This is a genomic window from Methylotenera sp., assembly GCF_036401095.1.
Lineage (GTDB): Bacteria > Pseudomonadota > Gammaproteobacteria > Burkholderiales > Methylophilaceae > Methylotenera.
Genome location: NZ_DASWWA010000001.1, coordinates 59,254 through 73,342 on the forward strand (window position 1 = coordinate 59,254; position 14,089 = coordinate 73,342).

Annotated in this window: 10 protein-coding genes; 3 read left to right on the forward strand and 7 right to left on the reverse strand. The window is 45.8% G+C overall.

The genetic code is table 11. From position 1 onward, the window contains the following. The first annotated feature begins 44 nt into the window (after positions 1–44). Both apaG and VGD82_RS00265 read left to right on the forward strand, forming a co-directional pair. A complete protein-coding gene (apaG, locus tag VGD82_RS00260) occupies positions 45–428 on the forward strand; it encodes a Co2+/Mg2+ efflux protein ApaG (RefSeq protein WP_331018476.1) in 384 nt (127 codons plus the stop codon). Between the two features lie 75 nt (positions 429–503). Then, complete coding sequence (locus VGD82_RS00265) at positions 504–1,781, forward strand: murein transglycosylase A (RefSeq protein ID WP_331018477.1); 1,278 nt, start codon at positions 504–506, stop codon at positions 1,779–1,781. A 133-nt stretch (positions 1,782–1,914) separates the two neighbouring features. Here the strand turns inward: VGD82_RS00265 and pqqA are convergent, their stop codons facing one another. The 7 genes from pqqA to VGD82_RS00300 form a co-directional block, all read right to left on the reverse strand. Next, the gene (gene pqqA / locus VGD82_RS00270) at positions 1,915–1,986 is read right to left on the reverse strand and encodes a pyrroloquinoline quinone precursor peptide PqqA (RefSeq protein WP_012777389.1); all 72 of its coding nucleotides are present in this window, start codon (positions 1,984–1,986) and stop codon (positions 1,915–1,917) included. 159 nt (positions 1,987–2,145) lie between these two features. Beyond that, positions 2,146–4,377, reverse strand: coding sequence for a lipopolysaccharide kinase InaA family protein (locus VGD82_RS00275; RefSeq protein ID WP_331018478.1), 2,232 nt, complete (start codon positions 4,375–4,377; stop codon positions 2,146–2,148). A gap of 33 nt (positions 4,378–4,410) precedes the next feature. Then, the gene (locus VGD82_RS00280) at positions 4,411–6,375 is read right to left on the reverse strand and encodes an LTA synthase family protein (RefSeq protein WP_331018479.1); all 1,965 of its coding nucleotides are present in this window, start codon (positions 6,373–6,375) and stop codon (positions 4,411–4,413) included. Positions 6,376–6,438: 63 nt separating this feature from the next. After that, positions 6,439–7,797, reverse strand: a complete 1,359-nt coding sequence (locus VGD82_RS00285; protein WP_331018480.1) for an MFS transporter — start codon at positions 7,795–7,797, stop codon at positions 6,439–6,441. Between the two features lie 86 nt (positions 7,798–7,883). Next, positions 7,884–9,512 carry a hypothetical protein gene (locus VGD82_RS00290; RefSeq protein WP_331018481.1) on the reverse strand — a complete coding sequence of 543 codons (1,629 nt, stop codon included), beginning with the start codon at positions 9,510–9,512 and terminating at the stop codon, positions 7,884–7,886. Then, positions 9,502–11,625, reverse strand: coding sequence for a bifunctional acyl-ACP--phospholipid O-acyltransferase/long-chain-fatty-acid--ACP ligase (gene aas, locus VGD82_RS00295; RefSeq protein WP_331018482.1), 2,124 nt, complete (start codon positions 11,623–11,625; stop codon positions 9,502–9,504). Before aas ends, VGD82_RS00290 begins: the two co-directional genes overlap by 11 nt. 18 nt (positions 11,626–11,643) lie before the next feature. Then, on the reverse strand, positions 11,644–11,949 hold the full coding sequence (locus VGD82_RS00300; RefSeq protein ID WP_331018483.1) for an ArsR/SmtB family transcription factor: 306 nt from the start codon (positions 11,947–11,949) through the stop codon (positions 11,644–11,646). A gap of 1,045 nt (positions 11,950–12,994) precedes the next feature. Between VGD82_RS00300 and VGD82_RS00305 the strand changes: the two genes are divergently transcribed. Next, on the forward strand, positions 12,995–14,077 hold the full coding sequence (locus VGD82_RS00305; protein ID WP_331018484.1) for an efflux RND transporter periplasmic adaptor subunit: 1,083 nt from the start codon (positions 12,995–12,997) through the stop codon (positions 14,075–14,077). Positions 14,078–14,089: the final 12 nt, after the last annotated feature.

Genomic DNA, 14,089 nt, shown 5'->3' on the forward strand with positions numbered 1-14,089 from the left:
GAATTTTATTACTTTTGCACGGTCGGTTAGGTATTGAACACGAGATGAGTAGCGCCAGATATTATGAATGCACGGTAAAAGTAGAAGTCACTTTTATCGCTGAGCAATCCGATATTGAAAATAATCAATATGCGTTTGCATACCATGTGACCATTATTAATACCGGTAATGTTGCAGCGCAGCTAATCAGCCGCCATTGGGTGGTGACTGAGGCCAATGGCGAGCGTAAAGAGATTCGCGGCCTGGGCGTCGTGGGCGCGCAGCCTTTGCTCAAGCCTGCAGAGCATTATGAATATACAAGCGGCACTTTGATTAACACGCCTATGGGCGAGATGCATGGTGCCTACCAAATGGTAGCGGAAGACGGTACACAATTTGATGCAGTGATTGCGCCTTTTGCGCTGGCGATGCCTAGGATATTGCATTAAGGAATCTTGCACTAAACAACGGCTGAGCCACACTCCTTTCAGTATTAAATATTCCACACTAGACTTGTGATCAAAATGAAAAAAATTGCACAGAATACTTTGCTTGTAGTGCTCACTTTGCTTGCCACAGCATGTGCAAACACCGCCAGCAAACCAGTGACAGCCCCCGCCCCGCCACAGGCAAAATGTGATTGTGCTACCGGCGCACCGGTACAAGTGCCCGCAGGCAGCAAACCTGCTGAGGTCACGGCTGAACAGCAAAAGCAAATGGCAAAACTACCTGACTACAGTTTGCTACAAACCGCAGACTGGAACGATATAGATGGCTTGCAAGCAGATAACCTTAGCTTGGCTTGGCCGGCATGGATGCAAAGCTGCTCTACTCTGGTGAATAAACCGATGTGGAAGAACGCCTGCAGCGCCGCGCAAAAACTCAACGCTGACACCGCAAGTAAGCCGCAAACGCAGGTGGTGCTGAGCTATTTTCAGGAATATTTCTCAGTGTACAAAGCGAGCAATCTGGATGGTTCAGAGCAAGGCTTGATTACTGGTTATTATGAACCTATGCTAAAAGGTAGCCGTACCAAGTCTGCCAAGTACCCTAACCCGTTGTATGGCACACCAGATGACCTGATTACGGTAGAGCTGGATAGTTTGTTCCCAGAGTTGAAATACAAGCGCGTGCGTGGCCGTTTAGTCGGTAATAAATTGGTGCCTTATTACAATCGTGCCGAGATTGAAACAGACACTTCACCAGTAAAGGGGCGCGAGTTTGTGTATATCGATGACATTATTGACGTGTTCTTTTTGCAGATTCAGGGTTCAGGCTTGGTGCAGCTAGATACTGGCGAGCAGATACACGTAGGTTATGCGGATCAGAACGGCCATACCTATAATTCGATTGGCCGTTTGTTGATAGAGCGCGGCGAGCTGACCTTAGCACAAGCCTCTATGCAGGGTATTAAGAACTGGGCGCGTAATAATTTAGATAAGCTACGCGATTTATTGAATCAGAACCCTAGCTATGTGTTCTTTAGAGAGCTGCCAGCAGGCTTGCCTGGACCTCTAGGCGCGTTGGGCGTGCCCATTTTGGCTGAGCGCAGTGTGGCGGTTGACCCTAAGTTTGTACCATTAGGTGCGCCGGTGTTTTTATCGACCACAGAGCCTAATACCAGCAAACCGTTAAAACGTTTGATGATGGCTCAGGATACTGGCGGGGCGATTAAAGGCGGCGTGCGTGCAGACTTTTTCTGGGGAGCTGGTGCCAGTGCAGGTGCTAAAGCTGGCGCCATGAAGCAAACCGGTAAGATTTGGGTGTTTTTACCTAAAGGCTTTGTGATTAAAGCCCAATAACATAATGGCTGGTATCTCAAGTGGGCTTATACGCATGGGCTAAGTCTTCCAGGACAAAGAATTTGTTGTATCTAGATGGTGCAGACAAATAAAAAGGGTGCCATTAGCACCCTTTTTATTTATACGTAAGATATTACTTGTTCATTACGTACATTGTAACTTCAAAACCGAAACGCATTTCAGTAGCAGCTGGTGTTGTCCACATAGTAATTCTCCTTTTATATAAATTCGTCCCGCATTTGCTTAAATACAATTGCATTACGTGATAGAGATATTACGGCTAGCCTGACTTTGTAGCATGACTTTGTTCATTAAAGCAGGCTAGTGAAAATCATTAGAAGCAGCTTTGTTTGTCAGTCTGGCTTTACTTTTTAAATTTCTGTTTTAATTTTTTAATGCCTTTGCGCCCAAATTTTCTCTTGAATGCCACTTTAAAGTCATACAAATAGAATGAGAGTTTGATCTGCAGAGTAAGTTTTCTGCCGATATTGGCGAGGTACAAGCCCATAAAGCGTTCACGCCCGGCCCAATGCAGCTTGTTACAAACTCTGGCTAAGTCTGAAATACGATACTTCATTGCAGTTGGGTGTGTATAAAAATGCGCGCGTGCGGTATCAATCAATGAGAACGCCAATTGGCGGTTGTCTTGTAGCTGCACCAATACATTGCCACCGGATAAGTCCCTAAAGAAGGTGCCGGTTTGATGCATGCGGTGCAGGTATTGCGCTAGCTGCGTATAAGCGTCCTCTGCACGGATTGCATAGTCTTTGCCGGCAAAAGGAAACTCCTTATTACCTTTGGCAAAATGTACGAACATTTCGCCTACCGAACAATCGGCTTTGACGTAGTCGCAGATATAGAAATTCTGTTTGAGCGTTTTGTCGCCGGTCTGCTCAAAAAAAGCCACCGGGTGTGCGGTGCTGATACCACGCCTTAACAGTTCAACAGCGCCATTCCAGCTACGTTTGGCTTTGCTCGGTTTGAATCTATCCAAAAATGCCTTGTGTGGATACATTTTAACTGGCTGTTTAACGGTGACTTGTGCATTTGGGTTACGCGGGTCAGTGAGTGCCCAGATCGCATTGCGCGCATGGCGTAGTGCGCTTGATTTTTGCGGGCTCACCAGTGTATCTGGGTGTAAGCGCTCGCCTATCAGCAAGGCATCCTCGGCACTACGTGCCAATATCATGCCAAACCAATGGCCTTGGCGGAACGGGAAGTATTGCAGCGCTGCAATATGCGCATGGATGGCTAAGTCTTGCGCAAGGCCGCAGCTGCCTTTAATGTTAACCGTATGACTCTTGGGCCAGCGGATATAGATTGGCGACTCGCAAATAAGGTGGGTTGGTGCAGTCAATAGGTGGCCGTCACGGTGGATGATTTCACCGGTGCTGATATCAGCGCTGTCATAAATGTCATGCAGTAAAGCCACTTTGCCATTGATGGTCCATAGTGCGTGGATATTGTGTTCATTAGTCTGAAAGTGGTGAATCTCCAGTCCATTGGCGCTGGAGATTGGTTTGATATATTCCGCGCCTTGAATCATGGCGGCCACGGTCTTGATGGCGTGAAAGCTGGCATGGCGCCAGAAGTTCTCAAGTTTGCCATCTACGCTGGCATAGTGGGTAACGCGCTCCAGTGCTGGGTATTCTGCATCTAACAGGCCATCGTCAATCAGGCCTTCACGGTGGCAGATAAACGCACCCCAGAACGCTTGGTCTAACGCACCAGAGGCGGCATTTAATATCATGTAACGCGCTGCATAGTCGGCTTGTTTCTGTTCGCCATCCGGCAGTAAGCGTTGGATGCGATAAATTGCCCAAAATGCCACAGGTGAAATAAAGCGTTTAATACCGAAGTCAGTGCCGACTTTTCTGAGCAAGCGCGCTTTTTTGACCAAGTTGTATTTAAAGATAGTGGCCCAGCGGTATTTCAAGATGCGGTGGTCAAAGCGCTCCGGCTCCGAAACACGCTCTGAAAATAGATTGTTGCTGTGTACATCAGGTAATTGTTGCTTGGCTTTAAGCTGGCTTAAGATGCCGATGTTGTAGATAGGCTCGAAATCAGTGACGTTAGGGCCTGCTAGCTCAATCTGCTGCTGTTTGATGCTGGTATAAGCAATGTTCCATGCCGCGCTAAAGCCATCAGGCGTATAGCCGGTCCAGCGTTTTCTGTTGATGGTGTTGCCGATTTCTATGCGTGTGATCTGCCTACCAAAGCGGCTGATTACGTTATCGAGGAAAGTTTGCCATGTTGCCTGCTCCGTTTTACTTTCCATGTTCTTGGCATTGCGGAATGGCTGTATCAAGTGCAACGTGACGTGAAACCCATCGTTAATTAAGCGCTGCAGGAAGCGTGCGTTAAAACTTTCCAAATCACCGTATGTAAAGTCTAGGCGTACCTGTTTAATGCCTAAGGCCAGCAGCTCGGTGACTACATAATCATCCATGGCAGGGTCGGCGGCAGATGCCACGCAAATCCCGATGAAGTTGCTTGGTACCAAATGCTGACTGGGCGGAAGGTGCGCTTGTTTGATGCGCATTTTTCCGCTGAAAATATAGAGCAGACCTTTTCTGATAATAGACCAGGTCAGCATGCTACGTTGTTTAGTTAAGTTGTTCATGCAAGTTTACGGTAAATGGTAACGCTGTTCGTTGTATAGTAGGTCTGGCAGCAGTACATTGGCCAAAGCGCGCTGCTCGAGTTCCTTGGCATTTGTCGGTGGCGCTACTTCAGTCATGCGCTTGGTTTTTGTGTCATATGTGCCGTGCGCTGGCACCTTGCCGGAGCGTAACACCACCACTTGTTTACCCTGTGGGCTTTCTTCCATCCAGCCATAATTGTCGTTGTATTGCATCATGGCACGCCCTGGTGTGTCGGCAGCCAGGCTGGATAAATCACGCCCAGTCATTGGGTGCTGGCCTTGTATGCCCATCAGTGAAAGCATGGTAACCGGTAAATCTAGCTGGCTTGCCAGCCCGGTATAGCGTTGCGGCTTGATGTCTGCACCTAAAATAAGCGCAGGGATATGGAAGTGGGTAATCGGCACCAAGGCTTCACCGCGCACGCGGATGTCGTGGTCTGCCACTATCAAAAATACCGTATCTTTCCAATAAGGGCTTTGCTGGGCTTTTTTGAAAAACTCGCCGATGGCGTAGTCTGCGTATTTCACCGCATTGTTGTCCGTGGCTTTAGGTTGCTCATATAGTTCAATGCGGCCATCCGGAAACTCGAACGGCGCGTGGTTAGAAGATGAGAACGCCAGCGTGAAAAATGGCTTGCCAGCTTGGTGGTGCGCCATTAGTTGTTCATGCGTTTTGTTCAGTAAGTCTTCGTCAGAAACGCCCCAGCTGCCAGAAAACACAGGATTTTTAAAATCCTTCTGGTCCACAATCTGGTTAAAGCCATTGCCTAAGAAAAAGCTGCGCATATTGTCAAAATGTGACTCACCACCATAGATAAACTCGGTGTTGTAGCCTTGTTTTTCTAACAATGCGGCAATGCTGAAAAAGTTCTTTTGTGATTTTGACAGTTTGACCGTACTATCCGCTGGGGTTGGCTGAAAGCCCGTAACCACGGCCTCAATGCCACGCACGGAACGGGTGCCGGTTGCGTAAAGCTGTTCAAACCAGATGCCTTGTTCTTTTAGTTTTTCTAAGTTGGGGGTGACCGGAACACCGCCTAACGATTCCACAAAAGTTGCGCCTAGACTTTCCTGCAGAATAATTACCAGATTCAGCGGCTTGTCGCGCTTGTGGCTAGGGTGTAGCGTGGTCTGGGTTGGAATGTCCGCATCTTTAGTGCCGGTGATGCTAAATATCTCCTCACGCGGCATTTTGCCGTATATGTCGCTAGACTTAGTTTCCTTCATTAAATTGTAAGTGGCATAAACCACAGAGTAGCCCGAGTTAAGTACCAGACTGTTTACCATGTTATCTGCGGTGATTGCAAACAAAGCCGGGTTGGCAGGACGATGGCCCAAGGTGGAGCGTATGCCCAAAGCCGCCAGAATAACGATAAGTGGCCATACCAGCCAGACTTTAGTATTAGACCAGCCAGAGGACATGGTGAGCCAAGGGCGCATAAATTTATGCACTAGCCATACAGCTAATGCCACTGCGCCTAGGGCGCTAAAGATTTCCAGCTTAAAGCCGCCCCACAGCATGCTAAATACTTCATGTGGGTACTTAAGGTATTCCACAAAAATTCGATTAGGGCGTACATCGTACTCACTAATAAAGCCTGGGGTGGCGGCTTCTAAAAACACCAGCAGCACCAGTGCAATGCTCACCCAAACATAGCTGAATTTTTGCCAAGCCTTGAACATGCGCTGGGTTGCTAATATAGGCGCCAGCAGCAATGGTATAAAGGCGATTAAACAGAGCTGAATCACGTCTACACGTATGCCTTGCAGTAAAATCTCTGCTAGTTTGCCAGTGCTGGTGACGCGCTCAAACTTCCATAAAACTAGGCCTAAGCGTGTTGCAGATAAGATTACCAGGCCCAAGATCAGCATGGCAATAAATGGTGCAAACGGGCCTAATTTAGAAGAGAGTTTCCAGATGGATAAATGTAATTTTTTGATTAAAGGCATGAGCGTGCAGACAATAAAATAGTTTTGCTATTATAAGGTTAAAGATATTTTTATGCCTGATGTTTAGAGGCGTTTATGGTTGGGCTTTAGCCAGCCAATAAAGGACCGCAAGTAAACAGGCTGCCGAATGCATAAATACATCATGATGATGATATTGAGCAGTGCTGTGACTAAAAATAACTGTGGAATGTTCAATCCCATATTGAAAACATATACAGAAAATAATGCCGAAGTCACCATAAACAGCGCATTTAGAATATTGTTGGCTGCAATCACGCGTGACTGATGGCTTTTTTCAGCGCGGGTTTGGATAAATGCGTACAGCGGCACGATATATAAGCCACCAAACACACCAATCAATGCAATATCTGCAAGTAAACGCCAATAAGTGAAAATTAAGTGCCCTTCTGCATCGTAGTGCTTTGCGATAAATGCCGCGTAATCCAACAAGACTTTATTGTTTAAGCCCTCATGGATACTGGCACTGGCAAAGTATAAATCAACGCCGAATATGGTTAAACCAGCCCCGCCAAACAGTACCAGACCAAGCTCGACCTTCCCCTTGGAAAGCTTTTCACACATCAGCGAGCCTATGCCTATGCCCAATGAGAAAATTGACAGCAATAAAATGAATAGGCTTTCATCACCATGCAGTATGTTTTTTGCAAAGTTAGGGAATTGCGCCAGTAGCGTCGCGCCATAAAACCAGAACCAAGAAATAGCAATAATGGTGAGCCAGATAGTCTGGTGCTGCCAGATAAACTTGACACTTCTATAGGTTTCGGTGATCGGGTTCCAGTTGATACTGAGCTTAGGTGCTGCTGCCGGTGAGTTAGGCACGCCGCGGCTAGTCCAGTAGCCAAGTATGGCGATGCCTAACACGGTGATGCTGGTTAATGTGGCATGCCCGTTTTGCATGGCGAGCCACGCACCCAATACTTGCCCAAGTAGAATCGCCACAAAACTGCCCATTTCCACCATGCCGTTGCCGCCCACGATTTCATGCTCGTTCAAGTGTTGCGGCAAGTAGGCATATTTCACTGGTCCAAACAGTGTGGAGTGCATGCCCATCATCAATAATGCGGTGGCTAACAGCCAGATGTTATGCAGAAAAAAACCAGCACTGGCAAACAGCATAATGCCAATCTCAAACACTTTAACTAAACGGATGATTCGTGACTTTTCATATTTATCTGCCAATTGCCCCGCAGTGGCGGAGAACAGAAAAAATGGCAGAATGAATAAACCAGGCAGCAAGGTCGCCAGTGTGCTGCCATCTATGGCGGTGAGTTTAGCGGTGTGAAATGCTACCAGCGTGATCAGTGCAGTTTTAAACACATTGTCGTTAAATGCGCCTAAAAACTGGGTAAAGAAAAACGGACGAAAACGTTTTTCTCGCATCAATTGAAACTGGTTGCTCATGGGTTTTCCCTTCTGTTATTTGGTTTGTTTTGCATCTTTATTGGTTGGAGAGTTGTTGTCTAGCTATGCATTTGTTGTAGCTGTAACTATTTTTTACGTAATTTTTGGAAAATATTTCGCACGCCAAGTAGCGCCAATATCAAAATGACTAGCCATACAATTAAGCCATAGTAGGCAGGGCGAATTGGCTCAGTTGGTGCATTTTTGTCTTTTAACGTGTCAGGAAAATGACGTGCGCCTACCGGGATAATTTTCCATTGAGACATATCCGCTGGTGTCCGTGCTATATACTCATCCAAAGAGGCGACGGGCGCCTGACCCATGGCCCGAGAAGAAGGGAATTGCGGAATATGCACATAAATAATTGCTTCCAAGTCTTCTGCCAGCTGTTTTTCAAATGCACTATTGGCTTGATTTTTAGCAATACGACTTAGTAAGTCATTACCTATCGTTTCAAATGCAACAAAAGGATATAAATTGGTTTGCTCTGCGCTCAGGTAGTCGTATGCTTTGAGGCCACTTTCCAGGCTCATATCGCTCAACGCTTTATATGGAAGCGCTGCAAAGGCTTTTGGTAAATTGGTTGCACCAAGTTTGGGGATGTTCCAATCAAGCGAGCGTAAAGTTTCCAAATTAATGCCTGCGCAATTGACCCCTGCGTGACGGTATAAGAAATCTTGTCGGTAAAAATGCTGCATGACGCGGTTAACTGCGCTTTGATAAGTGGCTGCACTGCGGTCATTTTTTAGTACCGCCACCAGCATATAGGATGGACGGTACCAAGACTGACCACTATTTAAGTCACCTAGATAGCTATCCATCGGTAAACTGGCGGCAATAATACCTTTTTCGCTAACAGAGCTTAGGTTGTAGAAGTTATTGACCAGCCAATCATGCCACTCACCCTGTGCACCAAAGCGCCCGGTAGCAACTGCAAAGTGGCCACCATGCGCTTCATCATCGTCACCCTGTGCGCCATTAAGTACAAAGCTCAATACAGGCTTATTTTGCAAGCTAGTCAGATTAGGATTCTTATACAAAATACGCGCAGAAAATGGTGCTGATGCACCGCCATTTTGGTCACGTATTAAACTAGCAATAGTTTCCTGATCAGCAAGTGGTTGGTAGGGGATTTGATTCAAATCTAGGTTGTAATCCAATGGCCAAATACTGCGTGCAGTAAAGTTAGTTTGATCCGCCGTGCCACGCATTACTAAATTGCGCCCAGCGAAATGCTGTTCGCTAGCTTCGTTATAGTAAGACTGATTGCTTTCGATTTTTGGTGTAATCGCTAGCGGAGTTTTGCTATTTTCACTTTCCAGCAATTTTCCATCTTGACTGAGTTTGCCCACCGCAACATGTGGTGAGCCTAGCCATACCAAAGGTGGCATAGCGTTAGTGGCAGATAGTTGGCCCTTATGCCATTGTTTGACATCATCTTGAGCGCTTAAATTTGGATCAAAACTATGTGAATTGTTCAGTGGTATGGCAATTGTTTCCTGCTTGAAATACCACGATGCTTGTGGTGTTATCGCACAATTCTTGCAATCCCCCTGATTTAGTTGGAACTGATTGGTGCGGTAGAGGCCTAGCAAATTATTTTCGTTTAATGCATGACTAAATTGACTCTCTGCTACGCTTGTTAAACTATAAAAAGACGTGATAATCGATACGCCAATAGCGAATATTTTAGTTCTTGAATTATTATTTTTCATTTTCTGCCATCTGTTTCAAAGTTACATAATCAGTTTTTCCGGTTCCTAATAACGGTAGCTCTTCTATCAGGATAATCTTGCGTGCAATCGCAAGCTCAGGGCTGCCGAGCTTTTTAGCACTAGCGCTAAGAAGCTCGCGAGTGAGTGTTGCGTCTGTCGTGTAAAGAATGATGTTTTCTCCACGCTGCAAGTCAGTTTGTGTGGTGGCGGCATGCTGATGCTGGGTTGAGGCATGGTTAGCAATAGCCTCTACCGTTTCCAGAGAAACCATTTCGCCCGCTACTTTAGCAAAGCGTTTGACGCGACCTTTGATAAACACAAAGCCATCGGCATCAATCTCTACAATATCGCCGGTGTTATACCACTGGTCTTTAGGTGCTTGTATCACGCCAGGGTTATCAAACAGGTAATAACCGCGCATAACGTTGGGCCCGCGTACTGAGAGCAAGCCACCGTGCTCAATGCCGGGGATGCTTTCTAGTTTGGATTCTAGGCTAGGCATAAGCGCGCCTACTGAGCCAAGTTTGTTGGCCATGGGCGTGTTTACGGCAAGTACCGGTGCGCACTCGGTGGCGCCATAGCCTTCTAGTATGCGGATGCCAAATTTATCCATCCAGGTTTTACGTACTTCTTCATTGAGCTTTTCTGCGCCTGCTACTACATAACGTAATTTATAAAAGTCATAAGGATTGGCGAATTTGGCATAGTTAGCTAAGAAAGTGCTAGTGCCGAACAGCACCGTACAACCGCGGTCGTAAATCACCTCGGGTATCACCCGATAATGTAATGGTGATGGATATACAAATAGCTTGCTGCCAGCCACTAAAGGCATGATTGCGCCGCAAGTGAAGCCAAATGCATGGAACAGCGGTAGCACCATCATGAATTTGTCCTGCATGGAGAAATCAATCACGGATTTAATCTGTGCAATATTCGCCAAGATGCTGGTGTGCGTATGTACCACGCCTTTGGGCTTGCCTTCGGAGCCTGATGTAAACAGCACGACGGCTGGGTCATTTGATTTGCATTTTTGGGTAGCCAGTTTAGGTAGCCATAGTGCAAAGCCCATCAGCCATAATTTATCTAGCCAGGTGAGTTGTTTGAATAGGTCTTCAAGATAGACGATTTTGATGCTTTTCAAGCCGGAGATGACTTCTTCTAACTTGGCGGCTTTAATGAACTCGCGCGAGCTGATGATGGTTTTAACGCTGGCTGCGGTACATGCGTTTTGAATGCCAGCGCTACCTGCGGTGTAGTTCAGCATCGCCGGCACGCGGCCAAAGGCACTCATGCCAAATATCAGGCAAATGGTGTTGGTGACATTGGGCATAAGTACGCCAATGTTTTCATGCTTGCTGCTGATTTTGTTCGTCAAGCGCCCTAATGCAAGGCTCTTTTTCAGCAAGTCGCCATAGCTTTCTTCAACTTGGCGCATGTCCTCCACCAGCATGGTGCCGCGCCCATAGGTTTTAACCGCATCCAGAAACGCACTAAACAAAGTGCTGATAGGCGCAGAGCTAAACAGCATGTTTTGCATCTCACGGCGCATGGCGTCACCGGCCAGCCTACGTCTAGCTTTAGCGGTAGGCGCTTGCGGCATGCTAATGTGGCGTATAGGCAAGATACTGATGGTGACTTTAGGGAATAGTTTTCTGGGGTGGCTACCACGGAGGCGGCTAAAGTAAGAGCGTGCTGCACCGTCAATGCGTACTGGTAAAATCATGGCGTCTGTTTTTGCCGCGACAAAGCCGGGGCCGTCATAGACTTTCATTAACGAGCCGGTGAGTGTAATGCGCCCTTCGGGGAAAATCACCACAGGTTTGCCTGCCTCCAGCAACTTAATGACTTTTTTCATGGCGAGCGGTGAGGTTGGGTCTACTGCCAAGTAGGGAGTTAGGCGTAATACTTGTCTAAAAAACCAATGGTTTAATACGGTGGTATGCACAACAAATGTGGCGCGAATCGGCAAAAATAAGCCTAGCAGCAAGCCATCTAAAAAGGATTCGTGGTTTGCAATAATCAACAACTTGCCTTGTTTAGGCAGGTTGGCAACTCCAGAGACATCTACTCTGAAAATGATGCGGCAAAACAGTTGTAACAGCGTTGCAATCATACTTTCTCCATGCGTTAATCAGGTTTCGTTTTGGATGTAATGCAGAACTTGTTGCAGTGCATTGGAAATTAGCGGGCTATTAATCCAGAAAAAGACTTCTTTGCCTATTTTTTCTGACGCCAATACACCTGCGCGGTGTAATACTTTTAAGTGATGCGTCACTGCGGTACGGCTGAGGGTGGTGGTGGAAACAATTTGCAGAATGTTTAGTTTCTCACCCTTTTCAAAGGCAAGCAGAATCAGTTGCCTATGCTCATCACCTAAGGCGATGAAAATATCAGCGGTATTTTTAAAGCTAGTTGGAATCTCTGTCACACTCTTCATAACTAAATAATTAGTTATTTAGTTATGAAAGTCAAGCGGTTTTGTATAAAGCCAGGTTGATTAATGCGTAAATAGATTGCTATTAGTTACTCGTGTCGCAAAGCTTAAGATTTTTTGACTGGTTTTGGTGGCGGCAGTCATGTCAGCACGCTGATTGGAACTATTTCGCTTTGGCCTGTCTACACACACAAGGTTTTGGTTTGCTGGGCTTAATTTATTCAGTTGTCGGCTCGTGCTGAGTAATGCAGTGTTATTTACAACATTTTAGTTGTATGTGATTGAATCATTGTTAAAGTAGTGCTTTTCATATAGTATGTTTCCAAATAATTAAGTGAAAGTTTGCTTAATATTTATACAAAATACAGGATTGTACAAACAACCTTATGGACCAAAGCTTAAATTCAGTAGCGTTTAGAATCAGACTGTTATCGCTAACAGTGCTGATTGCCGTGCTTGGATTTGTTTTTCTGGCCCAATTCTCCGATAGTTCTTCATATAACGACGATGCGCCGCGTTTACGCGTAGCTGAAATACAAAGTGCAACAGGTGACTCCGAGCCTCCGCCACAGGATAGGCCTCCGCGAGACATCATGCTATCTAGCATTGTCTTTATTTTTGCCAGTGTATTTTTCATTTCATTTGTATTCTTGAACGAGGTTTTCCCTCGTTTGACGTTTCTTTCACACGTACGACCCCGCTCTCCCCCACTCAACTAGTCGGTTTAACATGAGTTGGTATTCTTGTGCCGCTCAGATTTAACAGACTAGTCATGTATTACATCTTGCTTTGCATATAGCTGATGCCCACTGCACCCGCGGTGATGATTTTGCGTATGTTTCAAGCACTGGTATGCGTTAACTCTTAGTCTTCAAATCATTTGTTTTACTGACTGTATTTAGCAAAGTCGCCCCAGCTTGTCTGCGTATGACTCACTGAGTGTTTTTATTCTTGGTGTAATCACAGCGAACTAGCGGCTACTGAAGTTGCTAACAGCAACTTAGTTGAGCTTCAAATCTTTTTTAAATTTTAGAAATTAGAAATTAATATGATTAATAAATTGTTTGTAGCATTAGGCCTTACCGTATTGCTCATCACTGGCTGCCACCATTCAGAAGAGGCGAAAGAGGAAGAGGCAAAGCTTGAGGTCACGCAGCCTCTGCGTAAAGACACGGCCATTGTTAAAGAGTATGTGAGCCAGATTCATGCGTTCAGGCATATTGAATTAAGAGCGCTGGAGCGTGGCTATCTGCAAGATATTTTTGTAGATGAAGGCCAGGCGGTAAAGCAGGGTCAGCGCATGTTTAAAATCATGCCTAATCTGTATCAGGTAGATTTGCAAAAGGCTAAAGCTGAGGCTGAAGTGGTGCGGATTGAGTATCAAAATACTAAAGCCTTATCCGAAAAAAATATCGTTTCACCTAATGAGTTGGCGCTAGCCAGGGCTCGGCTGGATAAAGCCGAGGCTGAGGTTAAGCTTGCACAGACGCATTTAAATTTTACCGATATTAACGCGCCATTTAGCGGGGTGATGGATCACTTTAATGCGCGAAACGGTAGTCTAGTAGATGAAGGTGATTTATTAACCACGCTGTCTGACATTAGCAAAATGTGGGTTTATTTCAATGTGCCTGAGTCAGAGTATCTGGATTACAAAATTGCCAAAACTACAAAAGCACCCGTGAATGTTAGGTTGAAAATGGCGAATGGTGAAATGTTTGACCAGCCAGGTGTGATTGAAACCATAGAAGCGGACTTTGACAACAAAACCGGCAACATCGAATTTAGGGCAGTATTTGCTAACCCTAATCAGATTCTTCGCCATGGTGAGACCGGCAATATCTTGATCGATATTCCTTACAAAAATGCCATGCTTATTCCACAAAAAGCGACCTTTGAAATACTGGATAAAACCTATGTCTATGTAGTGAACAAAGAGAACAAGCTGGAGCAAAGGTTAATTACCATCGCTGCTGAGTTGCCACATGTGTTCGTCATTAAAAGCGGCTTAAAAGATGATGACAAGGTCTTGGTAGAGGGTTTGCGCAAGGTGCATAACGGCCAGAAAATCGGCGTTAATTTTGTAGCACCTGACAAAGTACTTTCACAATTAGAACTTCACGCTGAATAGTGAAAGAAGAGA

Bases quoted from the DNA above. Each gene is read 5' to 3' on its own strand.
- apaG (WP_331018476.1), top strand. From the start codon at position 45: ATGAGTAGCGCCAGATATTATGAATGCACGGTAAAAGTAGAAGTCACT.
- VGD82_RS00265 (WP_331018477.1), top strand. From the start codon at position 504: ATGAAAAAAATTGCACAGAATACTTTGCTTGTAGTGCTCACTTTGCTT.
- VGD82_RS00275 (WP_331018478.1), bottom strand. From the start codon at position 4,377: ATGCTGACCTGGTCTATTATCAGAAAAGGTCTGCTCTATATTTTCAGC.
- VGD82_RS00280 (WP_331018479.1), bottom strand. From the start codon at position 6,375: ATGCCTTTAATCAAAAAATTACATTTATCCATCTGGAAACTCTCTTCT.
- VGD82_RS00285 (WP_331018480.1), bottom strand. From the start codon at position 7,797: ATGAGCAACCAGTTTCAATTGATGCGAGAAAAACGTTTTCGTCCGTTT.
- VGD82_RS00290 (WP_331018481.1), bottom strand. From the start codon at position 9,512: ATGAAAAATAATAATTCAAGAACTAAAATATTCGCTATTGGCGTATCG.
- aas (WP_331018482.1), bottom strand. From the start codon at position 11,625: ATGATTGCAACGCTGTTACAACTGTTTTGCCGCATCATTTTCAGAGTA.
- VGD82_RS00300 (WP_331018483.1), bottom strand. From the start codon at position 11,949: ATGAAGAGTGTGACAGAGATTCCAACTAGCTTTAAAAATACCGCTGAT.
- VGD82_RS00305 (WP_331018484.1), top strand. From the start codon at position 12,995: ATGATTAATAAATTGTTTGTAGCATTAGGCCTTACCGTATTGCTCATC.